This window comes from Streptomyces sp. SID12501 (assembly GCF_010550245.1).
Taxonomy (GTDB): domain Bacteria; phylum Actinomycetota; class Actinomycetes; order Streptomycetales; family Streptomycetaceae; genus Streptomyces.
Map to the genome: position 1 here is coordinate 278,311 of NZ_JAAGLU010000006.1, position 25,429 is coordinate 303,739.

A 25,429-nucleotide genomic window follows, 5' to 3' on the forward strand; every position below is an offset into this window, starting at 1 on the left:
GTCAGGAGCGGCTGGGGAGAACGAGGTTGATACCGCCGTCCACCCGGAGTCAGAGGTGCCGTCGGCGGTCGACGACCTGGCGGTCGTACTCCGTGCGGGCCTGTACGGCGGACTCGCGGGTGGCGGTCTCGGCGACCGGTACGTCCCACCAGGCCTCCGCCGGGGGAGCGGCCGGCGTCGGGTCCGTCTCGACGTACACGCAGGTCGGCCGGTCCGAGGCGCGGGCCGTGGCCAGGGCCGTGCGCAGCTCACCCACGGTCTTGGCGCGCAGGACGTCCATGCCGAGGCTGGCCGCGTTGGCCGCGAGGTCGACCGGCAGCGGGTCCCCGGTGAAGGTGCCGTCGGCGGCCCGGTAGCGGTACGGGGTGCCGAAGCGCTCGCCGCCGACCGCCTCGGAGAGGCCGCCGATGGAGGCGTACCCGTGGTTCTGGATGAGGACCAGGTTGACCGGCAGGCCCTCCTGGACGGCGGTGACGATCTCGGTCGGCATCATCAGATAGGTGCCGTCGCCGACCAGCGACCAGACCGGGGTGTCCGGGGCGGCCTGCTGGACGCCGATCCCGGCCGGGATCTCGTAGCCCATGCAGGAGTAGCCGTACTCCAGGTGGTACTGGCGGGGGCTGCGGGCCCGCCACAGCTTGTGCAGGTCACCCGGGAGCGAACCGGCCGCGTTGATGATCACGTCGTCGTCGCCGACGACCGAGTCCAGGGCGCCCAGCACCTGGGTCTGGGTGGGCACGGCGGAGTCGTCGGCAGCGCTGAAAGCGGCGTCGACAATCTGGTCCCAGCGTTCCCTGCCGACGCCGTACTCGGCCTCGTAAGCCGAGTTCACACGGTGGCCGGACAGCGCCTCCGTCAACGCTGTGAGGCCCGCGCGCGCGTCGCAGACGAGGGTCCGCGCCGCCAGCTTGTGGGCGTCGAACGCGGCGATGTTGAGGTTGAGGAACCGCACGGCAGGGTTCTGGAACAGGGTGTTGGAGGCCGTCGTGAAGTCCGTGTAGCGCGTACCGACGCCGATGATCAGGTCGGCGGTGCGGGCCAGGTCGTCACTGACGGCCGTACCGGTGTGGCCGATGCCGCCCAGGTCGGCGGGGTGGTCGTAGCGCAGGGAGCCCTTGCCGGCCTGCGTGGATGCCACGGGGATGCCGGTGGCGTCCACCAGGGCCTTCAGCGCCTCCTCGGCCTGGCTGTGGTGGATCCCGCCGCCCGCGACGATCAGCGGACGCTCGGCGGCCCGGATCGCCAGAGCCGCCGCGGCCAGCTCGTACGGGTCGGGGGCGGGACGCCGGACGTGCCAGACGCGCTCGGCGAAGAACTCCTCCGGCCAGTCGTACGCCTCCGCCTGCACGTCCTGCGGCAGGGAGAGGGTGACGGCACCGGTCTCCACCGGGTCCGTGAGGACGCGTACGGCGTTCAGCGCGGACGGGATCAGCGCCTCGGGACGTGTCACCCGGTCGAAGTAACGCGAGACCGGGCGCAGTGTGTCGTTGACGGACAGATCGGCCTCGACCGGGTGCTCCAGCTGCTGGAGCAGCGGGTCCGCGGTGCGCGTCGCGAAGTAGTCGCCGGGGAGCAGGAGCACCGGAAGGCGGTTGATCGTCGCGAGCGCGGCCCCGGTGACGAGGTTGGTGGCGCCCGGGCCGATGGACGTGGTGACGGCCTGCGTCGAGAGCCGGTTCAGCTGTCGGGCGTAACCGACGGCCGCGTGGACCATCGCCTGCTCGTTGCGGCCCTGGTGGAACGGCATCGCGTCCTCACCGGCCTCCAGGAGCGCCTGACCGAGGCCCGCCACATTGCCGTGGCCGAAAATGCCCCATGTGCCGGCGATCAGCCGCTGACGCACGCCGTCGCGCTCGGTGTACTGGACGGACAGGAACCGCACCAGCGCCTGGGCGACGGTCAGACGGCGAACAGGGGTGGTGCTCATCAGGACTTCTCCGGGGCCGTGTAGAGGGGCAGACGGGGGTCGGCGGGCTGCTCGGGCCAGGTGCCGCGGACCCAGGCGTGATCGGGGTGGTCGCAGATCAGCCAGGCGCGGTCGGCCTCGGGGCCCGCCATGACGTTGAGGTAGTACATGTGGTGGCCCGGCACGGCCATGGAGGGCCCGTGCCAGCCGTCGGGGATGAGGACGACGTCCCCGCCGCGCACCTCGGCCAGCACATCCGTGTTCCGGCCCTGCCCGGACGGGGACACCCGCTGGTAGCCGAGGCCGGGCGTGCCCTCGTGGTCGGCGAACTCGAAGTAGTAGATCTCCTCGAGGACGGACTCCTCGCCGGGCCGGTGCTCGTCGTGCTTGTGCGGCGGGAAGGACGACCAGTTCCCGCCCGGCGTGATCACCTCGACGGCGATCAGTTTGTCGCACTCGAAGACGCCGGCCGCGCCGAAGTTGTTGACCTGCCGGGAGGAGTTCCCGGTGCCGCGCAGCTCCACCGGGACGGAGGAGGCGGGCCCGTAACGGGCGGGCAGCCGCCGGGTGCAGCGCGCGCCGGTGAGCGCGAAACGCCCGCCCTCGGCGGAGGTGATGGTCGTACGCGCGTCACGGGGCATGTACACGAAGTCGCTGACCCCGCTGAACACGCTGTCGCGGCCGTGCACCTCGAAGGTGGAGTGGCCGAAATCGTCGGTCGTCTCGACCGTGCAGGCGCCGTTCAGGGACAGCGCGATCCACTCGCTGTCGCCGGTGGAGAAGGCGTGCGAGCCGCCCGGGGGCAGCTCCAGCACCCGGAGGCTGGAGTAGCCCCAGCCGGCCTTCTCGGGGTTGACGTCGACGATGTACGGGCCGCCGACAGCCTTGCCGGCCGGGAGGTGGTAGGCGGTGGTCATGATCTGTCGCTCCTGTTCACAGCGGGCCCTGTGTCGACCCTGTTCACGGCCATACCCTTGTCAATTCGGTTCACAGCGGTGTGTCTGTTGATTCGGTTCACAGCAGTCCCACTGCCGTGTCCACGGCTGTCCCCACACTGCCCGAAGACGGGTAGAGCAGCGACCGGCCCACGACCAGCCCCTGCACGGTCGGCAGCCGCAGCGCCTTGCGCCAGCGCTCGTACGCGCCCTCCTGTTCCTCGGGGGAGCCGCCGACCTCGCCGCCCAGCAGCACGGCGGGCAGCGTCGACGTCTCCAGCACCTCGGCCATGTCGTCCGGGTCGTCGGTGACGGGGAGTTTCAGCCAGGTGTAGGCGGAGGTGCCGCCGAGGCCCGACGCTATGGCTATCGAGCGGGTGACCGCCTCGGCGGACAGATCGCTGCGCACCCGGCCGTCGACCCGACGCGAGATGAACGGCTCCACGAACAAAGGGAGTTGGCGCGCCGCCATCTCGTCCACGGCCCGGGCGGTGGACTCCAGGGTGGTGAGCGAGCCCGGGTCGTCGTAGTTGATGCGCAGCAGCAGCTTGCCCGCGTCGAATCGCAGCCGGGCGATGTCCTGGGCGCGGTGCCCGGTGAAGCGGTCGTCCATCTCGAAGACCGCGCCGGCCAGCCCGCCGCGGTTCATCGACCCCATGACGACCTTGCCGTCCAGCACCCCGAGCAGCAGCAGGTCGTCCAGGATGTCGGCGGTGGCCAGCACCCCGTCCACACCGGGCCTCGACAGTGCCACACACAGGCGTTCCAGCAGGTCGGCGCGGTCGGCCATGGCGAGCGGACGGTGGCCGACGCCCAGGGCGCCGCGCGCAGGATGGTCGGCGGCCACGATCATGAGCCGTCCGCTGTCGCCGATCAGCGGTCGCCGGACCCGGCGGGCGGCGGCCTCCGCGACGGCCTCCGGGTGCCGGGCCCTGACCGTGGCGAGGTCGGCGATGCTGATGGTCAAGACAGGCTCCGTTCAGGGCTGCGGGGCGCCCGTTCTGGCGCCCCCGGGATCGTGGCGGTCGAGCGTTCGCTCATCGGGGCGATCCGCTCGCGAGGAGGTCGTCGACCTCGGCTCCGGTCGGCATCGCGGACGAGCAGGCGAGACGGGAGGCGACGATGGCGCCGGCCGCGTTGGCGTACCGCATGGTCCGTTCCAGCTCCCAGCCGGACAACAGCCCGTGGCACAGGGCGCCGCCGAACGCGTCTCCAGCGCCCAGGCCGTTGACGACCTCGACGGGCACCGGCGGGACCTCGGCGCTGGTGCCGTCGCGGTGTACCGCCAGCACCCCCTTCGGGCCCTGCTTGACGACGGCCAGCTCGGCCCCGGCCGCCAGCAACGCCTCGGCGCAGGCGTGCGGTTCGCGTACGCCGGTGGCGATCTCGCACTCGTCGAGGTTGCCCACCGCCACGGTCGCGTGGCGCAGGGCCTCGGCGTAGTACGGGCGGGCTTCCTCCGGGTTCTTCCAGGCTGCGTCGCTCCACAGCGCGGGCCGCCAGTCCAGGTCGAAGACCGTGATGCCCGTCCGGTCGCGGGCCTTGAGGGCGGCGAGCGTGGCCGAGCGGCTCGGTTCCTCGCTCAGGCCGGTGCCGGTGATCCAGAAGACGCGGGCGGCCCGGATGCCGAAGAAGTCCAGCTCGTCGGTGTGTATCTGCAGGTCAGGGGCGGTGGGCTGGCGGTAGAAATAGAGCGGGAAATCGTCCGGCGGGAAGAGCTCGCAGAACGTGACCGGGGTCGGCAGCCCTTCGACCGGCGTGACCCAGCGGTCGTCGACCCCGAACTCCCCGAGAGCCTGGTGCAGATAGTCGCCGAAGGCATCCGCGCCGGTACGGGTGACGACGGCCGAGGAGTGGCCCAGACGGGCCGCCGCGACCGCGACGTTGGCAGCGGACCCACCGAGAAATTTTCCGAACGTCTGCACTAGGGTCAGCGGTGCGCCGGACTGCAGCGGATAAAGATCAACTCCGATGCGGCCCATGGTGACCAGGTCGAAGGGCGGGGCTGACTCGGTCATGCGATGCTCCTTCGAGCTGCGGAGGATGCGGGTCCCGAGGGGCCTGTCGTCCCCTCAGGTGTAGGACTCGGAGGGTGACGCTGTCAAGAGTTTGTTCTTACATTCTGACCTGCTCGTGAAATGATGTCTTAACAAAGTATTGACAGCGGACATGTCCAAGGATTTGGATTCGGTCCCAGCACGACCGCCGTGTTCGCGGCACACGGCCCGGACCTCCGGGACCCGGGCCAGGGATCGTTGAGATCCCTCCCTCTCCCCGGTCGCACAGTGAGGTGCAGGAAAGATGGACCGCTCTTCTCGCTCCCGCAGAATCGCCCCCGTCGTCGCCGCTGCCGCGGCAGCGGCCTTGGTCCTCGCGGGCTGCTCCAGCAGCTCCGGCGGCAAAAAGTCCGAGGACAGCAGCGCCGACGCCTCGGCGGGCAAGGCCACCACCCCTCGCATGACCGTCGCTCTGGTCACGCATCAGGCGCCCGGCGACGCCTTCTGGGACATCGTCCGCAAGGGTGCCCAGGCTGCCGCCGACAAGGACAACATCAAGCTCGTCTACTCGGCCGACCCGGACGCGGGCCAGCAGGCAACCCTTGTGCAGAACGCGATCGACCAGAAGGTCGACGGCATCGCCATCACGCTGGCCAAGCCGGACGCCATGAAGGACGTCGTGGCCAAGGCGACGGCGGCGGGCATTCCTGTCGTCGGCCTCAACTCGGGCCTCAGCGACTGGAAGACGCTGGGCCTCCAGCAGTTCTTCGGCCAGGACGAATCCGTCGCGGGCGAGGCGTTCGGCAAGAAGCTGAACGAAGTCGGCTCCAAGAAGGCCGTCTGTGTGATCCAGGAGCAGGGCAACGTCGGCCTGACCCAGCGCTGTGACGGTGTGAAGAAGACGTTCACCGGCACGCTGGAGGTCCTCAACGTCAACGGCACCGACATGCCGTCCGTGAAGTCGACGATCACCGCAAAGCTCAACCAGGACAAGGCGATCGACTACGTGGTCACGCTCGGCGCCAGTTACGCGCTGACCGCCGTGCAGTCGGTGGGCGACGCCAACAGCAAGGCCAAGGTCGCGACCTTCGACCTCAACAAGGAGATGACCGACGCCATCACGAAGGGCGACGTCCAGTTCGCGGTCGACCAGCAGCCTTACCTCCAGGGCTACTTGGCCGTCGACTCGATGTGGCTCTTCAAGAACAACGGCAACTACAGCGGTGGCGGTGAGCAGCCCGTGCTGACCGGCCCGGCGTTCGTCGACAAGTCCAACGTCGAGAAGATCGCCGCGTTCGCCGCCAAGGGCACTCGGTGATGTCGAGTCAGGCAACGGCACCGGCGGCGAGCTCCTCGCCGCCGGCTCCGCCGGCCGCCCAGAAGGACGGCCGCACCAACCAGCGGTCCCTGGGGCGCAGGCTGCTCGCCCGCCCCGAGGTCGGTGCCCTCATCGCCGCGATCGGTGTGTACCTGTTCTTCTTCGCGGCGGCTCCATCCTTCCGGGAGACGAGCGCCCTCGCCACGGTGCTCTACCAGGCGTCCGTCATGGGCATCATGGCGCTGCCGGTGGCCCTGTTGATGATCGGCGGGGAGTTCGACCTGTCCGCCGGTGTCGCGGTCACGACCTCCGCGCTGACCGCCGCGATCCTCAGCTTCCAGCTGTCGATGAACGTGTGGACCGGCGTCTTCGTAGCCTTGATCGTCTCCCTCGCCGTGGGGGCCTTCAACGGCTGGCTGCTGATCAAGACCGGGCTGCCGAGCTTCCTGGTCACCCTGGGCTCGTTCCTGATCCTGCAGGGCGCCAACCTCGCCGTGACGAAGGTCTTCACGGGAAACGTGGCATCCGACTCGATCGCCGACATGGAGGGTTTCGACCAGGCCAAGAAGGTCTTCGCCTCCGAGTTCACCATCGGTGACGTCAGCTTCAAGATCACGATCGTGTACTGGCTGGTGTTCGCCCTGATCGCGACCTGGCTGCTGCTGCGCACCAAGTTCGGCAACTGGATCTTCGCGGTCGGCGGCAGCGCGGAAAGCGCCCGCGCGGTCGGTGTCCCGGTGAGGTTCACGAAGATCGCCCTGTTCATGGGCGTGGGCGCGTGTGCCTGGTTCGTGGGCATGCACCTGCTGTTCTCGTTCAACACGGTGCAGTCCGGTCAGGGCGTGGGCAACGAGTTCCTCTACATCATCGCCGCGGTCATCGGCGGCTGCCTGCTGACCGGCGGCTTCGGCTCGGCCATCGGTTCGGTCATCGGCGCCTTCATCTTCGGCATGGTCTCCCAGGGCATCGTCTACGCCAACTGGAACCCGGACTGGTTCAAGGCGTTCCTCGGCGTGATGCTCCTGGTCGCCGCCCTCGTCAATCTGTGGGTCCGCCGCCAGGCGACCCGGAGGTGAACTGATGACAACCAACGAAACCTCCCCCAACGGCACGCTCACCCAGGACAGTTCGCCAAAGGACGCCGCGCCGATCGTCGAGTTGCGCAACACCGGCAAGTCGTACGGCAACATCCGTGCCCTGCACGGCGTCGACCTCGCCGTCCGCTCCGGCCAGGTCACCTGCGTGCTGGGCGACAACGGCGCCGGCAAGTCCACGCTGATCAAAATCATCTCCGGGCTGCACCAGCACACCGAGGGCGAAGTCCTCGTCGACGGCAACCCCGTCCACTTCGGCACACCCCGTGAGGCGCTTGACGCCGGTATCGCCACCGTCTACCAGGACCTGGCGACCGTCCCGCTGATGCCGGTGTGGCGCAACTTCTTCCTCGGCTCCGAGATGACCAAGGGCCCCTGGCCGATCCGGCGCCTCGACATCGAGCAGATGAAGCAGACCGCGGACGCCGAACTGCGCAACATGGGCATCGTCCTGGACGACCTCGACCAGCCCATCGGCACCCTCTCCGGCGGCCAGCGCCAGTCCGTGGCCATCGCCCGCGCCGTCTACTTCGGCGCACGGGTCCTGATCCTCGACGAGCCCACCGCCGCCCTGGGCGTCAAGCAGTCCGGTGTGGTGCTGAAGTACATCGCCGCCGCCCGTGACAAGGGCCTGGGCGTCATCTTCATCACCCACAACCCGCACCACGCCTACATGGTCGGCGACCACTTCAGCGTCCTGCGCCTGGGCACCATGGAACTCTCCGCCGCCCGCAGCGAGGTCACCCTCGAAGAGCTCACCAACCACATGGCCGGCGGCGCCGAACTCGCAGCCCTCAAACACGAATTGGCGCAGGTGCGTGGCGTCGACGTCGAAGGACTCCCGGAGGCCGAGGACCTCCAGACACCCGTCGTGACCCCCTCGAAAGAGACGACGGCATGACGATTCCGCTCGACCGCATCCGGGTCGGCTCGGCGCCGGACTCCTGGGGTGTCTGGTTCCCCGACGACCCGGTACAGGTGCCGTGGGAACGCTTCCTGGACGAGGTCTCCGAGGCCGGTTACCGCTGGATCGAACTGGGCCCGTACGGCTATCTGCCGACCGACCCGGCCCGTCTGACGGACGAGATCGCCAAGCGTGACCTGAAGGTGTCGGCCGGTACCGTCTTCACCGGCCTGCACCGGGGTCCGTCCGAGTGGGAGTCGACCTGGGAGCACGTCAGCCAGGTCGCCGCGCTCACCCAGGCGATGGAAGCGAAGCATCTGGTCGTCATCCCCTCGTTCTGGCGGGACGACAAGACCGCCGAGATCCTGGAGCCCCCGGAGCTGACCGCCGAGCAGTGGGGTCACCTCGCCCGGGGCATGGAACGGCTCGGGCGCGAGGTGAAGGACACGTACGGGCTGGACATCGTCGTCCATCCGCACGCGGACACCCACATCGACACCGAGGCGCACGTGGAGCGGTTCCTCGACGCCACGGACTCCGGCGTGGTCAACCTGTGCCTGGACACCGGGCATTACGCCTACTGCGGGGGCGACAGCGTCAAGCTGATCGAGACGTACGGTGAGCGGATCGGTTATCTCCACCTCAAGCAGGTCGACCCGGCGATCCTGGCCGACGTGATCGCGGGCGAGGTGCCCTTCGGACCGGCCGTGCAGCGGGGGGTCATGTGTGAACCACCTTCTGGGGTCCCGGAGTTGGGGCCTGTGCTGACCGCTGCACAGAAGCTCGGGGTGGATCTGTTCGCGATTGTCGAGCAGGACATGTATCCGTGTGAGCCGGACGCTCCGTTGCCTATCGCGGTGCGGACTCGGCAGTTCCTCCGGTCCTGCGGCGCGTAGGTCCGGGAGCTGGGTCGCTGGTCGGCGGGTGCGGGTCTGTTGCAGCTTGTCGCGCCCGCGCGGCGAAGCCGCGGATGTCACAGCCCCGCGCCCCTGGGCAAGTCCCTCGCGCCGCCTATCGAAGGGGCACCGCTTCCCCATGCAGAGCCACGACGTGCTCGGCGTGCTCGTGATCGGTACCGGCAAGATGGGCGCCGATCACGTTCGTCGTATCGAGGAAGTCACCAGCGGCGCCCGGGTGGTGGCCGTCGCGGACGTCGATGCCGCGCGGGCCGAGCAGGTCGCGGCCGGGATCGACGGCTGCAGGACGTACACGGACCCGGTCGCCGCCATGGCCTCGCCCGATGTCGATGCCGTGCTCATCGCCTCGCCCGGGGCCGCTCACGAGGCGGCCCTGCTCGCCGCCTTCTCCCACGACCTGCCGGTGTTGTGCGAGAAGCCGCTCACGCCCGACGCGGCTTCCGCGTTGCGGGTGCTGGAGGCCGAGCGGAGTCTGGGGCACCGCCGGGTCCAGGTCGGGTTCATGCGTCGGTACGACGCCGAGTATCTGAAGCTCAAGTCGCTCCTCGACACAGGGCGGTTGGGCCGGCCGTTGATGCTGCACAACCGGCATCGCAACGTGGCCTCCCCGCCCTGGTGGACCAGCGCGATGCACATCAACGACTCCGTGGTGCACGAGATGGACGTGACCCGTTGGCTCCTCGGACAGGAGATCACCGCGGTCACCGTGCTGTGTCCGAGGCCGTCGGGGAACGCGCCGGAGGGTCTGCAGGATCCGCAGTTCGTCGTGATGGAGACCGACGGCGGCGCGATCGTCGACGTCGAGATCAACGTCAACTGCGGCTTCGGGTACCAGGTGCAGGCCGAGGTGGTCTGCGAGCGCGGGACCGCGCGGATCGGTGACGGGCAGGGCATGGTCGTCAACTCGGCCGGGCACTGGGGCGGAAGCATCGCCCAGGACTTCATCGAGCGGTTCGAGGACGCGTACGACCGGGAGGTCCAGGCGTGGGTCGACGCCACCCGGCGCGGCGAGGTCACCGGGCCCGGTGCCTGGGACGGTTACGCGGTGGCCGCCGTCTGCGAGGCAGGCGTACGCGCGCGGACCGAGGGCCGGCGTGTCGAGGTGCAACTCGTCGAACGGCCCGCGCTGTACAGGTGAGTTGGCAGCGCGGGCCGTCCGTCCGACCAGGCCTGCTCAGACCGTGCGTACGTCCTCGATGCGCACCGGGCGGTGCTCCTGGAGCGACAGCGTGCACGCGTCCGCGATCCAGCCCGCCTCCAGCGCCTCGGCGACCGTGCACGGGGACGTACGGTTGCCCGCGACGACCTCCGTGAACGCCGTCAGTTCGGCGCGGTAGGCGGGGATGAAGCGGTCCATGAAGAAGTCGTGCGGAACCCCCGCCGGGAAGGTCACACCCGGCTCCACGGAACGCAGCGGGAGTTTGTCCTCCAAGCCCACGGCGATGCTGTCCTGGAAGCCGTGGATCTCCATGCGGACGTCGTAACCACGGGCGTTGTGGCGGGAGTTGGAGACCACGGCGATCGTGCCGTCGTCCAGGGTGAGGATCGCGCCGGTGGTGTCGGCGTCACCCGCCTCCTTGATGTAGTCGGCACCCTTGTTGGCGCCCACCGCGTACACCTCGGTGACCTCACGGCCCGTCACCCAGCGGATGATGTCGAAGTCGTGCACCGAGCAGTCCCGGAAGATGCCACCGGAGGCGGCGATGTACGCGGCCGGCGGCGGCGCCGGGTCCAGCGTGGTCGACCGGACGGTGTGCAGCGGGCCCAGCTCACCGCTCTGCACGGCGGCCCGCGCGGCGACGAAGCCCGCGTCGAAGCGCCGGTTGTAGCCGATCTGGATCTCGACGCCGCTGTCCTTGACCGCGTTGAGTACCGCGACACCCTCGGCCATCGTGCGCGCCACCGGCTTCTCGCAGAACACCGGCACACCCGCCTCGACGGCCGCGAGGATCAGGGCCGGGTGGGCGTCGGTCGCGGCGGCGATCACGATGCCGTCGACGCCGGCGGCCAGGAGGGCCTCGGGGGAGTCCGCCACCTGGGCGCCGAAGCGCTCGGCGGCGTTTTTGGCGGCCTCCGCGAACGGGTCGCTGACGACGAGGGAGTCGACGGCGTCGAGACCGGAGAGGGTCTCCGCGTGGAAGGCGCCGATGCGGCCGAGGCCGAGGATTCCGATACGCATGGGCTGTGGTGCTCCTTGGGAGTGGTGCGGGTTTCTTGCGCGGGGAGAAGAGAACGAGGAGAGAAGAGGAGAAGCAGGGGGAAGGGGAGGGGTCAGTCCAGGCCGCCCAGGACGTTCTGGTCCCAGTCGATCACCGAACCGGTGACCACGCCCGACCGGTCGGAGAGCAGGAGGACCACGAAGTCGGCGATCTCGTCCGGCTGGCCGAGTTTGCCCATGGGCAGGCGTTCGGCGGCCTGGTCGAGCCAGTCGTCGCCCGCTCCGTGGAAGGCCCGCTGGGTGGCGTCCTCGCCCTCCGTCGCCGTCCAGCCGATGTTCAGGCCGTTGATGCGGACCCGGTCCCAGCGGTGTGCGTGCGCCGCGTTGCGGGTCAGGCCGATGAGTCCGGCCTTCGCGGCGACGTACGGGGCCAGGAAGGGCTGACCGCCGTGCGCCGAGGACGTGATGATGTTGACGACCGTGCCGGGCGCCTTGCGCGCCACCATGTCGGCCACCGCAGCCTGCATGGCGAAGAACGGGCCCTTGAGGTTGATCGCGATGTGCGCGTCGAACAGCTCGGGCGTGGTGTCCAGCAGTGTGCCGCGCGAGGTCAGGCCCGCTGAGTTGACCAGGCAGTCGATCCGCCCGTGGGCGGCGATCACCTCGCCCACGGACGCCTTCGCCTGCTCGGCGTCGGAGAGGTCGGCGCGTACGTACATGGCCTTGCCGCCCGCCGCCGTCAGCTCAGCGACCAGCGCCTCGCCGGGTTCCGGGCGCCGCCCGGTCACCGCGACGACGGCGCCCTCGCGGACGGCCGCGCGGGCGATGGCCGCCCCGACGCCCTGGCTGCCGCCGTTGACGAGGACGACCTTGTCCTGGAGAAGTCCCATACTGTTCGGTTCCTCAGCTCTCACGTCGTTCGGCGCCGGCCCGCAGTGCCTCGCGGAGCGCCTCGGGGGTCCACTCCTCGCGCAGTGCACGCCGTACGAGGTCCGCCTGCGAGGGCGGGGCCAGGCCGTCGACCGGCGGATCCCGGTCGAGGTTGGTGGGGAAGGGGTAGCCCTCGGCCGAGGCCGCGACGACCGCGTCCAGCCAGGTGTCGCCCGCTCCCTCGGCCTTGCGGGCGAGCAGCACGGGGTAGACCGCGTTCACGATCGCAGCCCGGTCCACGGTCTCCATGGCCCGCCCGAAGGCGGAGGACACCTGGAGGAGGTTCGCCATCCGGCGGACGTCCGTGGAGCGGTTGGTGCCGGCCGCGTGGAAGAGCGCCGGGTTGAAGAACACCGCGTCACCCTTGGCCAGCGGCAGCTGCACGTGGTGGGCGTCGAAGTACGTCCTGAACTCCGGGAGCCGCCAGGCCAGATAGCCGGGCTCGTACGAGTGCGAGTACGGCAGGTACAGCGTCGGGCCGGACTCGACGGGCATGTCGCAGTGGGCGACCGCGCCCTGCAGCGTCAGCGCGGGGGACAGCCGGTGGACGTGCGCCGGGTACGCGGCTGCGGCCTCGTTGGACAGGAAGCCGAGGTGGTAGTCGCGGTGCGGGCTCTGTGCGGCGCCACCGGGGTTGACCACGTTGATCTGCGAGGTGACCTGGTAGCCGGGGCCGAGCCAGGCGGTCGAGACGAGGGCGATCATGTCGTTGGCGTAGTAGTCGGCGAACGCCTCCGGCGCGCGCAGGGCGGCCTTCTCCAGGGCGTTCCACACCCGGTCGTTGGCGCCCGGCCTGGCGAAGTGGTCGCCCGCGACGGTCCCGGCGGCTCGCTGGTCGGCGATGAGTGCCTCGAAGGCGGCGGTCGCCCGGTCCACGACCGACAGCTCGGCGAAGGCCCGCTGGAGGACCACGACGCCGGGTCCGTCGGTGAGTGCCCGGACCAGCTCCGCAAGGACCTCCCGGCGTCCGCCCGGCGTGGTGACGGCGGCGCGCAGCCGCTCGCTGTCGTAGACGAGGACGTGTCCGCGGACGGTGGTCGCGTACGGGTAGTCGGCGGCGTCGGTCGTCCGCTCGACCTCGGCGCGGAAGGCGTCGAGATCGCAGTCCCGCTCGGACAGCCACGCGGGGCGTTGTGCGGCGGTGAGGGACATCGTCGTCCTTCTCTCGGTCATCACCATCAACATCAGCATCATCAATATCGTCAAGATCACCGACGTCATCCACGAAGACTGGATGCTGTCATTGTTGTCATGACAAACTCGTCAAACAACCAGCAGGAAGCCATCAAAAACCCCTCAAGCGGAAGCCGAGGAACCGCCCCATGGGCCACCCCTATCCGATCCGGGAGATCGCACGGCAGGCGGGCCTCAGCGAGGCCACCGTGGACCGAGTCCTCAACGGCAGGGGCGGCGTGCGCGAGAGCACCCAGCGGGAAGTGCGGCAGGCCATCGCCGACCTGGACCGGCAGCGCACCCAGGTGCGGCTGGTCGGCCGTACGTTCATGATCGACATCGTGATGCAGGCGCCCGAGCGGTTCACCACCGCCGTCCGGGCCGCCCTGGAGGCCGAACTGCCCGCCCTCCACCCGGCCGTCGTGCGCTCCCGCTTCCACTTCCGCGAGACCGGCCCGGTCGCGGAACTGGCGGCGGCCCTCGACCGTGTCGCCCGGCGCGGCTCACAGGGCGTCATCCTCAAGGCACCGGACGTGCCCGAGATCACGGCAGCCGTCGGCCGACTGGTGGCCGTCGGCATCCCGGTCGTCACCCTGGTGACCGACCTGCCCTCCAGCGCCCGCCTCGCCTACGTCGGCATCGACAACCGCGCCGCGGGCGCCACCGCCGCCTACCTCATGGACCAGTGGCTCGGCGAACGCCCCGGCAACGTGCTCACCAGCCTCAGCAGCGGCTTCTTCCGCAACGAGGAGGAGCGCGAGATGGGTTTCCGAGGCGCCATGCGGGCCCGGCACCCCGAGCGCGCCCTCGTCGAGATCACCGAGGGCCAGGGTCTGGACGCCACCCAGTACGACCTGGTCCGGGACGCCCTGAAAAGTGACCCCGACATCCGGGCGGTCTACTCGATCGGCGGCGGCAACATCGCGACGCTACGGGCCTTCGAGGACCTGGGGCGCGAGTGCGCGGTGTTCGTCGCCCACGACCTCGACCACGACAACACCCGCCTCCTGCGCGAGCACCGACTGTCCTGCGTACTCCACCACGACCTCCGCCAGGACATGCACGAGGCCTGCCGCACCATCATGCGAGCCCATGGTGCCCTGCCTCCCGCCGGCCCGACCCTGCCGTCCGCGATCCAGGTCGTGACGCCGTACAACATGCCGCTGCGCTGACCGCTGTCAAGGGGCGCGGGGAACTGCGCGACCAGCCACAGCGGACCCGCAGTCAATACACCACATGAGCCAAGGGGGAGCCACTACGCCCCGAGCGACACCCAGGCCCCCGACTCCACGGACCGGCTCATCGCATCCAGCGCGGCAGCGCTCCGCACCGCGTCCGTCAACGTGGCCCCGTACGGAATCCCCTCGGCCACCGACCGCACAAAGCGGTACGCCTCGATCACCTTCAGGTCGTCGTACCCCATCGCGTTCGCCGCCCCTGGCTGAAACGCCCCGAACTCCCCGTCGCCCGGACCGACGAACACCGTACTGACCGGCTGGTCCTGGTACGACGTACCGCTGCTCACTCCCAGCTCGTTCATCCGGCGGAAGTCCCAGAAGACCGCGCCCTTCGTGCCGTGCACCTCGAAGCCGTAGTTGTTCTGCTCGCCGACCGACACCCGGCACGCCTCCAGGACCCCCCGGGCGCCGGAGGCGAAACGCAGCAGGCAGGAGACGTAGTCCTCGTTCTCCACCGGGCCCGGTTCACCGCCCGACGCACGCGTGTGACCGGCCGTGGCGCCATCCGGACGGGACCGCTCGGGCACGAAGACGGCGGTGTCGGCGGTGAGCGCGGAGATGTCGCCGAGCAGAAAGCGGGCCAGGTCCACGCCGTGCGAGGCGAGGTCGCCCAGCACTCCGCTGCCGCCGCGCTCCCGCTCGTACCGCCAGGTCAGGGCGCCGTCCGGGTGGGCCGCGTAGTCGCTGAACAGACGGACGCGGACATGCGTGACCGTGCCGATCTCCCCGGACGCGATCAGCTGCCGGGCCCGCTCCACGGCGGGCGCGCCCCGGTAGTTGAAGCCGACGGTGCCCCGGACGCCGGACTTGGCGACCGCGTCGGCGACCGCGCCCGCGTCGGCCGCGGACAGCCCCACCGGCTTCTCGATCCAGATGTGCTTGCCCGCCTCCGCCATCGCGACGCCGATCTCCCGGTGCAGGAAGTTCGGCGCCGTGATGCTCACCGCCTGCACATGCGGGTCGGCGGCCACGGCACGCCAGTCGCGGGCCGTCGAGGCGAACCCGAACTGCGCGGCGGCCTCCTCGGCCCGGCCCGGAACCTCCTCGGCGACCATGACCAGTTCGGGCCGTAGCCCCAGCTGGGGGAAGTGGTGCGGCAGGCGGACGTACGCCTGCGTGTGCACCCGTCCCATCCAGCCGAACCCCACGACGGCGACACCGAGCGTACTTGCCATGACAGCCCCTTTTTGGACCGGTCCAGAACGATTTCCCTTCACCATCTGTGCCTGCAGCCTGTGCTGTCAACCCTTTGACAGGACATGCAGTCCTGTGGAACGGTCCAATACATGAGAGCGCCGACCATCCGAGACGTCGCCGAGCGAGCCGGTGTGTCGAAATCCCTGGTCTCGCTGGTGCTGCGCGGCTCCGAACAGGTGAGGCCCGAGAAGCGGGAGGCCGTCCTGCTCGCCGTACGGGAACTCGGCTACCGGCCGAACGCCGCCGCGCGCAGTCTCAGCGAACAGCGCACCCGGACCGTCGGTGTCCTCCTCAACGACCTGCGCAACCCCTGGTTCGTCGACCTGCTCGACGGGCTGGGCTCTCTCCTCCACGACAACGGCCTGCACATGCTGCTCGCCGACGCCCGTCTCAACCGGCGCAGCGGTCAGGACCTCACCGGCCCCTTCCGTGACCTCGGCGTCGACGGCCTCGTCGTGGTCGGAACCCTGCCCGACCCGGCGGTTCTCGGCACCCTCGCCGAACGCGTCCCGGTCGTCGTCGCCGGTGCCCGCGAGCCCGTGCTGCCCGGCGTCGACGTGGTCGCCAACGACGACGAGCACGGCGCGCGGATCGCCACCGAGTACCTCATCGGCCTCGGCCACCGCCGTATCGCCCACATCGCCGGGTACGGCGCCGTCGGTGAGCTGCGCCGACGCGGCTTCGAGGCGACGATGCGCGCACACGGACTGGCGGACAGCGCCGTCGTCGAGGCCGGTGACCTGACCGAGGAGGGCGGCTACCGGAGCACCGTCCGACTGCTCGGAGACCCCGCCGACCGGCCCACCGCCGTCTTCGCCGTCAACGACATGACTGCCGTGGGCGCGATCTCCGCCGCCGAGGAACTGGGGCTGAGCGTCCCGCGCGATCTGTCCGTCATCGGCTACGACAACACGAACATCTCCCGCCTGCGCCACGTCTGGCTCACCACCGTGGACAGTGCCAGCCACGAGGTGGGCCGCCGCGCCGCCCGCTGCCTCCTCGACCGGCTCGACCCGCCCCGCAGCCCCGGCGGCGTCCACCTCTCCGCACCGGCACTGGAGATCCGGGGGACGACGGCGCCACCCGACCCAGGGCTGTGAAGCAGCCTCAGGCCCGGTACTCGCGCAGCTTCCGGTACAGGGTCGCGCGGGCGATGCCCAGGGCCGCGGCTGTACGGGCCTTGTTGCCGCCGTTGCGGCGCAGCGCCTCCAGGATCGCGGTGCGCTCGGCGTGCTCCATCGGGCTGAGCGGGCGAGCGGCGGGCCCTTCCCTTACCGGGTCCGGGAGTTCGGCCCGCCCGACCGGGCCCGACGCCCGCCGGTTCTCCGCCAACGTCCTTACCAGGTGGGTGAGTTCGGTGAGGTTCCCCGGCCACGGATACCGCTCCAGCGCGCGCAGCGCGTCCAGTGTCCAGGTGAGCGGCGGTGTCCCGTCGGCCGCCCTCGGTGTCAGGGCCGGGAGCAACTCACGGATGTCCTCCGGGCGTTCACGCAACGCGGGCACGGTGACCGAGCGGGCGGCCAGCGTGTCCAGGAGCCGCTGGAGGCACGGGCCCGGGGGAGTGCCGGGGGTGTACGTGGCCAGCAGATGGACGTCCGGACGCTCGTCGAGGATGCCGTTCAGTGCGGCGACATCCGACTGGGCCAGCCGCTCGGCGTGCCGGAGGAGCAGTGGGCGGGGCCCCGACAACTCGGCCTCGCCCAAGCCGAGTTCGGGCGCCTCGGCGGCGTCGAGAACCAGCGGCTGGGCGCCGCCCAGCAGTTCGCGGGCCAGCGCGGTCTTGCCGGATCCGCGCTCCCCGGTCAGCAGAAGCGGTTCGCTGCCGTGCGCCAACTCCCCTGCCCGGCCCACCGCGTAGAGCCACGGCACGGAACTCCCGGCCAGCCGCCCCGCCACCGGCCGTGGTACCGCCCGTACCACCGCCCCCTCCGGGACCGGCTCCAGCACGGCGACGATCCCGAGCACCCGGCCGTCGCCCTGCTCCTGTACCGGATGGAACTCGGCGGTGCAGCCGGCCCCTTCGGGCAGCGCGATGTCGTACGACCCGACAGGCGCCGACGATTGCAACAGCGCCCGCGCACCCCGCTCCAGCGACTCCAGTACCTGCGGCGACACCAGCCGCCCCGCGGCCTCGCTGACCAGTCGGTTGCGCCCGTCCAGCGCCACCACCGCACGCTCCTGGCTGCCGCCCTGTCCGCCTCCCGGCACGTGCGCCGCACGTGCGTAGGCGTCGAGGAGGGTCCGCTCGGCCGAGCGGGAGCGGGCCAGTAACTCCGCCTCCACCGCCGCCGTCGCCGCCTCCGCCAGGGCGGCGCCGGGATGCGGGCCCGCGTCGGCGCACAGTCCGGAGGCGACCGTGATCGTGCCGAGGGGCCTGCCGGACTCCGGGGCGAACACCGGCACGCTGACCGCCGACACGTCCTGCCACACGTCGAGGAAGTGCTCGGGGCCGTGCACCTCGGCGCGCCGCCGGATGCGCAGGGCGAGCGCCGCGCTGTTGTGCCCGACCTCCCGCTCGGCCAGATCGCGGCGGGTCGCGCCCCCGGGCGCGGCGCCCGCCGCCCACAGCACCCGTGGCCGTTCGTCGGTGAGCAGCAGCATCGATCGGCTGCCGAGCGCCGGGGCGAGCCGTTCGAGGACGGGCCGGGCCGCTGCCAGCAACGCCGAATCGAGGGCCCGCCCGTCGACGGAGTCGGCCTGACGCACGTCATGCCGTACACCGAGGAAACGGGCGCGGCGCCAGGCGGCGACGGTCTCGGCGGGGACGTCGGCGGGCAGCGGACGCCCGGCCAGGAACCGCTGACGCGCCTGACTGAGCAGGAGGAGGGCGGGAGACACTTCGGCTGTGGTCATGTCACCACTCACCGTATCGGGCCGGGTCCGGCGACCGCCGAAGAGGTGTGGAGAGAGACGGGAACAGACACCGGAACAGACACCAGAACTGACACGGGAACAGAACGCGGGAACTGACACCGGAACAGATACCTGGCAGTACCGGGTGTCTCGAATTGAGACACCCATGAACGGCCGTGCCGCTCCACGATCATGGATGGCCGCCCGGCTGTTCCCGGGCGCGGCCTGTCCACCGTTTGGAGTGCTCCCGTGCCTACCGTTGTCGACACCGACGTACTGATCGTGGGCAGCGGCCCGGCGGGGGCGTCGGCCGCGCTCGCGCTGAGCACCTACGGCGTACCCAACATCGTCGTCACTCGGTACGCGAGCCTCGCCGACACGCCCCGCGCGCACATCACCAACCAGCGCACGATGGAGGTCCTGCGCGACCTCGGTGTCGAGGACGACGTGGTCGCCAGGGCCACGCCCCAGCACCTGATGGGCAACACGACCTTCTGCACCAGCCTGGCCGGCGAGGAGTTGGGCCGGGTCCGCTCCTGGGGCAACGACCCGCTCGTCCAGGCCGCACACGAACTGGCCAGTCCCACCCGGATGTGCGACATGCCGCAGCACCTGATGGAACCGGTCCTCGTCGACGCGGCCGTCGCGCGTGGCACCCGACTCCGTTTCCAGACCGAGTATCTGACGCACACTCAGGACGCGTCCGGCGTCACGGCCACCGTGCGCGACCGGCTGCGTGGCGACACGTACGAGATCCGCGCCCGCTATCTGGTCGGTGCCGACGGCGGCCGTTCCAAGGTCGCCGAGGACGCCGGACTGCCCATGGGCGGTCAGATGGGTGTCGCGGGCAGCATCAACATCGTCTTCGACGCGGACCTCTCCCAGTACACGGCCCACCGTCCCTCCACCCTCTACTGGGTCCTCGCCCCCGGCGCGACCGTCGGCGGCATCGGCGCGGGCCTCGTCCGCAACGTGCGCCCCTGGAACGAGTGGATGATCGTCTGGGGCTACGACGTGACCGCCGGCGCACCCGACCTCACCACCGAGTACGCCGAGGGAGTCGTCCGCAGGCTCGTCGGCGACGACGACATCCCCGTGACCATCAGGTCGTCCTCGGCCTGGACGGTCAACGAGATGTACGCCGAGACGTACGCGAAGGGGCGCGTCTTCTGCGCCGGCGACGCCGTCCACCGGCACCCGCCGTCCAACGGGCTCGGCTCGAACACCTCCATCCAGGACGCCTACAACCTGGCCTGGAAGCTGAAACTGGTCCTCGACGGCGTCGCGGCCCCCTCACTCCTCGACAGCTACACCGCCGAACGCGCTCCCGTCGGCAGGCAGGTCGTCACCCGCGCCAACAAGTCCATCGGCGAGACCGCCCCGATCTTCGAGGCGCTCGACGGGCTCTCCCCGCAGACCCCCGAGGAGCTGTGGGCCAACATCGCCGCCCGCAAGGACGCCACCGAGGCCGCCGCCAAGCAGCGCGCCCGGCTGCGCGAGGCGATCGCCGCCAAGGTGTACGAGTTCAACGCCCACGGAGTCGACCTCAACCAGCGCTACGAGTCCGCCGCGATCGTCCCCGACGGCACCCCCGACCCCGGCTTCGCCCGCGACCCCGAGCTGCACCACCAGCCCTCCACCCGCCCCGGCGCGAAGCTCCCGCACGCCTGGCTCACCTCCGGCACCCGCACCCTGTCCACCCTCGACACCGTGGGCCGGGGGCGCTTCACCCTCCTCACCGGAATCGGCGGCGACGCCTGGGTGCGCGCGGCGAAGGCACAGCCCCTCGACATCGCCACGGTCGTCGTCGGCCCCGGCCAGGAGTACGAGGACCCGTACGGCGACTGGGCCGGCCTCAGCGAGGTGTCCGACGCGGGCGTGCTCCTCGTACGCCCGGACGGGTTCGTCGCCTTCCGACACGCCGAAGCGGCCGAGAACGCCGAACAGTTGCTGACGGACGCGCTGCGACAGATCCTCGGACATGCCTGACGGACGGGACGAGGAGCGCGGAATGACCACTGAACCCAGGACCCGAGACGGCGGTGAGGGCGCCGGATTCACGACCGCCGTCACCGAGGCCGTCGTCGGGAGCATGGCCGGGACCGACGATCCGCGCCTGCGTGAGCTGCTCACCGCCCTCACCCGGCACCTCCACGCCTTCGTGCGGGAGACCGAGCCGACGATCGAGGAGTGGGAACGGGCCATCGGCTTCCTGACGGCGACCGGGCAGACCTGCACCGACACCCGGCAGGAGTTCATCCTCCTGTCGGACGTCCTCGGAGTCTCGATGCTCGTGGAGACCCTGGGCGGCCATCGCGACCCGGGTGCCACGGAGTCGACCGTGCTCGGACCCTTCCACATGACCGAGTCGCCGGTACGGGAACTCGGCGCCGACATCGACCTGGTGGGCACCGGCGAGCCGTGCGTGGTCAGCGGGCGGGTGCTCGACCGGGACGGAACTCCGTTGCCCGGAGCGGTACTTGACGTCTGGCAGGCCGACGCCGAGGGCTACTACGACGTCCAGCAGCCGGACGTCCAGCCGCCGGGCAACGGCCGCGGGCTCTTCACCGCGGACACGGAGGGCCGCTTCTGGTTCCGCACCTGCGTGCCGAGCCCGTACCCGATCCCGACGGACGGTCCGGTCGGCGAACTGCTCCACGCCACCGGCCGGCACCCCTACCGCCCAGCCCACATCCATTTCATCGCCACGGCCGAGGGTCATGAGCCGGTCACCACCCACATCTTCGTCGCGGGCAGCGACTACCTCGACTCGGACGCCGTGTTCGCGGTGAAGCAGAGCCTGGTCCAGGACTTCACCGAGACCGAAGACCCGTCCCTGGCAGCCGAGTTCGGCGTCCCGAATCCCTTCCGCCACGCACGCTTCGACCTCGTGCTGGAGAAGCAGGAGAAGCAGGAGAAGTCGGAGAAACAGGAGAAGTCGGGGAAGCCGGAGAGGAAGTCGTGAGCGGCGCACCGGACTTCGTGTACGAGGCCCAGCCGATGCGGGTCGTGCTGCGGGCCGGGGCCGCCATGACCGCGACGGCAGGGGAGGTCGAACGCCTCGGTCTGCGGCGGGTGTTGGTTGTCTGCGGCGCGCGTGGGAAGGACACCGCGCAGGCGGTCGCCGACTCGCTGGGCCCGGCGCTGGCGGGTCTGCACGACGAGGCGCGGATGCACGTACCCGTCGAAGTCGCCGACCGGGCCGTCGAGGTGGCGCTCGCGGTGGGCGCCGACGGGTGTGTGGCGGTCGGCGGCGGCTCCGCGATCGGGCTCGGGAAGGCGATCGCGCTGCGCACCGGCCTGCCGCTGATCGCCGTGCCCTCCACCTACTCCGGCTCGGAGATGACTCCCGTCTGGGGCCTGACCGAGCAGGGCGTGAAGCGCACCGGCCGCGACCGGTCCGTCCTGCCGCGCAGTGTGGTGTACGACCCCGAGCTGACCCTCTCGCTGCCGGTCCCGCTCTCGGTGACCAGCGGCATCAACGCGATCGCGCACGCCGTCGAGGCCCTGTACGCCCCCGACGGCTCCCCGCTCGTCTCGCTGATGGCGCAGGAGGGCGTACGGGCGATGGCCGGGGCGCTCCCGGACGTGGCAGCCGACCCCGCGTCCTCCGACGCGCGCGGCCGGGCCCTGTACGGGGCATGGCTGTGCGGCTCCTGCCTGGGCGCCACCACCATGGGCCTGCACCACAAGCTCTGCCATGTCCTCGGCGGTACCTTCGGCCTGCCGCACGCCGAGACCCACACGGTCGTCCTGCCGTACGCCCTGGCCTACAACGCGCCCGCCGCACCGGACGCGGCCGAAGCCGTCGCCCGTGCGCTGGGCGGCGCGGCCGATGCCCCGACTGCCCTGTGGGAGTTGGCCGGACGCCTCGGCGCCCCGCGTTCCCTCGCCGAACTGGGCCTCACCGAGGCCGATGTGACTCCGGCGGCGGCCCAGGTCACCGGACAGCGGCCGTACGCCAACCCGCGCGAGGTCACGCCCGAGGGCGTGCTCGGTGTGCTGCGGGCGGCGTACCGGGGCGCGGCGCCCGGCACGTACTGAGCCACCGGCACCTCACCCGACCAGCACGGCACGGCACACCGTAGAAGAACAGAGAAGAACAGGAAGGCGAACCCCATGGCACTCGCACTGCTCAGACGCCTGCGCTCCAGAGGCGCTTCCGAACGTGCGGACCTCTCGCTTCCGCTACCGGCCGGCGCCGGCGCAGTCGGCTGCGAGGTGCTCGACCCGCTGGGCCAGCCGATGGGCGGCGCCGATGTGACGGTGAGCGCGGCCGACGCCCACCAGGTGATGGCACGCGGCACCACGGACCCGTACGGCTACTTCCTCGCCGTGCTGCCCGCGGGCCGCTACAGCCTGATGATCATGGCCGAGGGGCTGACGCCTCATCGCGAGACGGTCGATCTCCTCGACGGGGTGATGCTCCCGACCCAGCGCGTCCAGTTGGACCCGGCCCGGCCGCTCGACCTGCCGGTGCCCGGCAGCTGGCTCTTCGACCCGCCGCACACCGCGATCCGGTTCATCGCCAAGCACGTCGGAATGGGCCATGTGCACGGCCGTTTCGAGCGGTTCGAGGGCGGCATCCAGGTGGCGCGGACGATGACCGAGTCCCGTTTGCAGGTCCGTATCGACGCGTCGAGCATCACGACCGGGAACCGGACCCGGGACAACCATCTGCGGTCGGCGGACTTCCTGGACGTCGAGCGCTATCCGTACATCGACTTCGTGAGCTCGCGCTTCGCCTACCGAGCCGGTGCGAAGTGGGTGGTGCAGGGCTCCCTCTCCATGCACGGGGTGAGCCGCTCCGTGTCGCTGGACACGACCTACCTGGGGTCCGTCAACGGCGGCTACGGCGAGGAGTTGCGCTGCGCCGCCCGCGCCCGGGCTGAACTCCACCGGGAGGACTACACGCTCAACTGGCGTTCGATGCTGGCCCGGGGGATCGCGGTGGTCGGTCCGACGGTCCAACTGGAGCTGGACGTACAGGCGATGTACCGGACGCACGACACTCCGACGCCACCGGAGTAGCCGACCGGAGTGGCCAAGATGTCTGCCGGGCGCCCCTGAACCTTTCCTTCCGAGTGACCCATCCGTGATATGGGCATGCCAATCTGACCGAGTCGCGTCCCCCGGGACGTCATCGATCAGGAGGCCCCCGTGAAGAGATCTGTGCGCACCCGCAGAGCCGCGCTCGTCCTCGGCAGCGCGGTGGCGCTGGTCGTCGCCTTTCCCGGCACCGCCCTCGCCGCCCCGCCCGGAGCCCTGCCGGCCAACGCGGACAGCACCGAGCAGACGTACCAGCCGGCCTACGACTACGACACGGACGGCTGCTACTCCACCCCCGCCATCGGCTCCACAGGCACTCTCAACGGCGGCCTCAACCCGACCGGCGCCCTCAACGGGTCGTGCCGGGACGCTTCCGACCTCGACAACACCAACGGCTACTCCCGCTACAAGTGCAACAACGGCTGGTGCGCGATCATCTACGGCCTCTACTTCGAGAAGGACCAGGCCCTCGCGGGCACCAGCATCGGCGGGCACCGGCACGACTGGGAGCACGTGGTGGTGTGGGTCAAGGACGGTGTGGCGCAGTACGTCTCGACGTCCAACCACGGCAGCTTCAGCATCCACACCCGCGACCAGGTCCGCTGGGACGGCACGCACCCCAAGGTCGTCTACCACAAGGACGGCATCAGGACGCACTGCTTCCGCCTCGCGAACACCAACGACGAGCCGCCGGAGAACCACAAGGGAACCTGGCAGTTCCCGGCGCTGGTCGGCTGGAACGGCTATCCGTCAGGCATCCGCGACAAGCTGACCGCCGCCGACTGGGGGAGCGCCAACTTCGGCCTCAAGGACGGCAACTTCAACTCCCACCTCGCGTCGGCCATGCCGGCGGGCATCGCGTTCGACCCGAACGCCTGACCCTGACGCCGTACCTGTCACTCGCAGCCGACGCCGTCACCGTCCCGGTCGAGGTGGGGTCCATAGCGGGGGTCACCGACATGCACCGGGGCGGCTCCGGCCGCGCGGGCGGCCGTGCAGTTCTCGTAGTACACGTCCGCGTCACCGGAGCCGGAGCCGTCGTCCGAACCCGTGACGGAGCCGGTGTGGGTGTCAACGGCTGTTTCGGCCGTCACCGTCCTGGTCGCCAACACGGTGACGGTGGGGGCGGGTTCGGGTGTGGCCGTCACGGTGGCCGTGACCGTAGCGGTCGCCGTGGTCGTGGCCGTGACGGTCGCGGTGGGTGTCGGGTCGGCGGACACCGGGGCCTTGTCGTCCCCCTGACCGCCGCCGCCGATGCCGACCCCGACGAAGAGCGCGAGTCCGAGGGCGGGGAGTACGAATCTCTTGCGGGCCCATCTCGGCCCCTGCCGGTCCGGTGCCGGACCCGGTATCGGACCCGGTGGCATGTTGCCGGGAGTGTTGTACGGGTTGCTCATGATCGTCCCCCTGTTGTGTTTCGGGTGGGACGACGGTAGAGCGGCGGATGAGGCGGTAAGGGGCACTTGATGTCCCGATGACCGTTCCGTAACCGCTCGGAGGTACGGGCGTGTGTGCGGTAGGGTTTGTCTGTGCGATCACGCGGGGCAACCGCGGGTCGACGCACCGGGACGTGGCGCAGCTTGGTAGCGCACTTGACTGGGGGTCAAGGGGTCGCAGGTTCAAATCCTGTCGTCCCGACGGTGTGATGGCGAAGGGTCTTCGCGGGCGAGAGTCCGTGAGGGCCCTTTTCGCGTAGGCCGTGGTTGAGCGATTGACAAGCCGAATCCGGCAAGGTTGTCATGGGCACATGATCCAGTGCC

At 70.5% G+C, this 25,429-nt stretch carries 22 protein-coding genes and 1 tRNA gene; 13 read left to right on the forward strand and 10 right to left on the reverse strand.

Annotated elements, in window-relative coordinates:
- Positions 1–49 precede the first annotated feature (49 nt).
- From iolD to iolC, 4 genes are all read right to left on the reverse strand, one after another.
- A complete protein-coding gene (gene iolD / locus G3I71_RS09230; protein ID WP_164313454.1) occupies positions 50–1,927 on the reverse strand; it encodes a 3D-(3,5/4)-trihydroxycyclohexane-1,2-dione acylhydrolase (decyclizing) in 1,878 nt (625 codons plus the stop codon).
- Positions 1,927–2,823 carry a 5-deoxy-glucuronate isomerase gene (gene iolB, locus G3I71_RS09235; protein WP_164313455.1) on the reverse strand — a complete coding sequence of 299 codons (897 nt, stop codon included), beginning with the start codon at positions 2,821–2,823 and terminating at the stop codon, positions 1,927–1,929. The genes iolD and iolB overlap by 1 nt, the downstream gene beginning before the upstream one ends.
- A 97-nt stretch (positions 2,824–2,920) precedes the next feature.
- Positions 2,921–3,808: a deoxyribose-phosphate aldolase gene (locus G3I71_RS09240; protein WP_164313456.1), complete on the reverse strand. Its 888-nt coding sequence runs from the start codon at positions 3,806–3,808 to the stop codon at positions 2,921–2,923.
- 70 nt (positions 3,809–3,878) lie between these two features.
- A complete protein-coding gene (iolC, locus tag G3I71_RS09245; RefSeq protein WP_164313457.1) occupies positions 3,879–4,859 on the reverse strand; it encodes a 5-dehydro-2-deoxygluconokinase in 981 nt (326 codons plus the stop codon).
- 283 nt (positions 4,860–5,142) lie between these two features.
- Between iolC and G3I71_RS09250 the strand changes: the two genes are divergently transcribed.
- From G3I71_RS09250 to G3I71_RS09270, 5 genes are all read left to right on the forward strand, one after another.
- On the forward strand, positions 5,143–6,156 hold the full coding sequence (locus tag G3I71_RS09250) for a substrate-binding domain-containing protein (protein ID WP_164313458.1): 1,014 nt from the start codon (positions 5,143–5,145) through the stop codon (positions 6,154–6,156).
- Positions 6,156–7,232: an ABC transporter permease gene (locus tag G3I71_RS09255; protein WP_164313459.1), complete on the forward strand. Its 1,077-nt coding sequence runs from the start codon at positions 6,156–6,158 to the stop codon at positions 7,230–7,232. Before G3I71_RS09250 ends, G3I71_RS09255 begins: the two co-directional genes overlap by 1 nt.
- Before the next feature lie 4 nt (positions 7,233–7,236).
- Positions 7,237–8,151, forward strand: coding sequence for an ATP-binding cassette domain-containing protein (locus tag G3I71_RS09260; protein WP_164313460.1), 915 nt, complete (start codon positions 7,237–7,239; stop codon positions 8,149–8,151).
- Positions 8,148–9,050, forward strand: a complete 903-nt coding sequence (locus G3I71_RS09265; protein ID WP_164313461.1) for a sugar phosphate isomerase/epimerase — start codon at positions 8,148–8,150, stop codon at positions 9,048–9,050. The genes G3I71_RS09260 and G3I71_RS09265 overlap by 4 nt, the downstream gene beginning before the upstream one ends.
- Before the next feature lie 139 nt (positions 9,051–9,189).
- Positions 9,190–10,209, forward strand: coding sequence for a Gfo/Idh/MocA family protein (locus G3I71_RS09270; RefSeq protein WP_164313462.1), 1,020 nt, complete (start codon positions 9,190–9,192; stop codon positions 10,207–10,209).
- Positions 10,210–10,245: 36 nt separating this feature from the next.
- Here G3I71_RS09270 and G3I71_RS09275 read toward each other — a convergent pair whose 3' ends face one another.
- The 3 genes from G3I71_RS09275 to G3I71_RS09285 all read right to left on the reverse strand — a co-directional run bounded on the left by G3I71_RS09275 (position 10,246) and on the right by G3I71_RS09285 (position 13,311).
- Entirely contained in the window at positions 10,246–11,250 is a 1,005-nt protein-coding gene (locus G3I71_RS09275; protein WP_164313463.1) for a Gfo/Idh/MocA family oxidoreductase, read from the reverse strand.
- Between the two features lie 92 nt (positions 11,251–11,342).
- On the reverse strand, positions 11,343–12,119 hold the full coding sequence (locus G3I71_RS09280) for an SDR family oxidoreductase (protein ID WP_164313464.1): 777 nt from the start codon (positions 12,117–12,119) through the stop codon (positions 11,343–11,345).
- Positions 12,120–12,132: 13 nt separating this feature from the next.
- Positions 12,133–13,311: a phytanoyl-CoA dioxygenase family protein gene (locus tag G3I71_RS09285; protein ID WP_164313500.1), complete on the reverse strand. Its 1,179-nt coding sequence runs from the start codon at positions 13,309–13,311 to the stop codon at positions 12,133–12,135.
- A gap of 170 nt (positions 13,312–13,481) precedes the next feature.
- Between G3I71_RS09285 and G3I71_RS09290 the strand changes: the two genes are divergently transcribed.
- Positions 13,482–14,504: a LacI family DNA-binding transcriptional regulator gene (locus G3I71_RS09290; protein ID WP_164313465.1), complete on the forward strand. Its 1,023-nt coding sequence runs from the start codon at positions 13,482–13,484 to the stop codon at positions 14,502–14,504.
- A gap of 83 nt (positions 14,505–14,587) precedes the next feature.
- Here the strand turns inward: G3I71_RS09290 and G3I71_RS09295 are convergent, their stop codons facing one another.
- Complete coding sequence (locus G3I71_RS09295; RefSeq protein ID WP_164313466.1) at positions 14,588–15,745, reverse strand: Gfo/Idh/MocA family protein; 1,158 nt, start codon at positions 15,743–15,745, stop codon at positions 14,588–14,590.
- Positions 15,746–15,856: 111 nt separating this feature from the next.
- Here G3I71_RS09295 and G3I71_RS09300 point away from each other — a divergent pair, with 111 nt between their 5' ends.
- Positions 15,857–16,867 (forward strand): LacI family DNA-binding transcriptional regulator, encoded by a 1,011-nt coding sequence (locus G3I71_RS09300; RefSeq protein WP_164313467.1) that lies wholly within the window; start codon positions 15,857–15,859, stop codon positions 16,865–16,867.
- Between the two features lie 7 nt (positions 16,868–16,874).
- Here the strand turns inward: G3I71_RS09300 and G3I71_RS09305 are convergent, their stop codons facing one another.
- Positions 16,875–18,620 (reverse strand): helix-turn-helix domain-containing protein, encoded by a 1,746-nt coding sequence (locus tag G3I71_RS09305; protein WP_164313468.1) that lies wholly within the window; start codon positions 18,618–18,620, stop codon positions 16,875–16,877.
- A gap of 249 nt (positions 18,621–18,869) precedes the next feature.
- Here G3I71_RS09305 and G3I71_RS09310 point away from each other — a divergent pair, with 249 nt between their 5' ends.
- The 5 genes from G3I71_RS09310 (at position 18,870) to G3I71_RS09330 (ending at position 24,548) form a co-directional block, all read left to right on the forward strand.
- A complete protein-coding gene (locus G3I71_RS09310) occupies positions 18,870–20,609 on the forward strand; it encodes an FAD-dependent monooxygenase (protein ID WP_343242892.1) in 1,740 nt (579 codons plus the stop codon).
- Between the two features lie 22 nt (positions 20,610–20,631).
- Positions 20,632–21,585 carry an intradiol ring-cleavage dioxygenase gene (locus G3I71_RS09315; RefSeq protein ID WP_164313470.1) on the forward strand — a complete coding sequence of 318 codons (954 nt, stop codon included), beginning with the start codon at positions 20,632–20,634 and terminating at the stop codon, positions 21,583–21,585.
- A complete protein-coding gene (locus tag G3I71_RS09320; protein WP_164313471.1) occupies positions 21,582–22,664 on the forward strand; it encodes a maleylacetate reductase in 1,083 nt (360 codons plus the stop codon). Before G3I71_RS09315 ends, G3I71_RS09320 begins: the two co-directional genes overlap by 4 nt.
- A gap of 75 nt (positions 22,665–22,739) precedes the next feature.
- Positions 22,740–23,651 carry a YceI family protein gene (locus G3I71_RS09325; RefSeq protein ID WP_164313472.1) on the forward strand — a complete coding sequence of 304 codons (912 nt, stop codon included), beginning with the start codon at positions 22,740–22,742 and terminating at the stop codon, positions 23,649–23,651.
- A gap of 129 nt (positions 23,652–23,780) precedes the next feature.
- Positions 23,781–24,548 carry an NPP1 family protein gene (locus G3I71_RS09330; protein ID WP_164313473.1) on the forward strand — a complete coding sequence of 256 codons (768 nt, stop codon included), beginning with the start codon at positions 23,781–23,783 and terminating at the stop codon, positions 24,546–24,548.
- Positions 24,549–24,565: 17 nt separating this feature from the next.
- Here the strand turns inward: G3I71_RS09330 and G3I71_RS09335 are convergent, their stop codons facing one another.
- Positions 24,566–25,066, reverse strand: coding sequence for an excalibur calcium-binding domain-containing protein (locus G3I71_RS09335; protein WP_164313474.1), 501 nt, complete (start codon positions 25,064–25,066; stop codon positions 24,566–24,568).
- A 167-nt stretch (positions 25,067–25,233) separates the two neighbouring features.
- On the opposite strand from G3I71_RS09335, the gene G3I71_RS09340 reads away from it, so the two are divergent.
- Positions 25,234–25,307 (forward strand) — tRNA-Pro (locus tag G3I71_RS09340).
- Positions 25,308–25,429 lie beyond the last annotated feature (122 nt).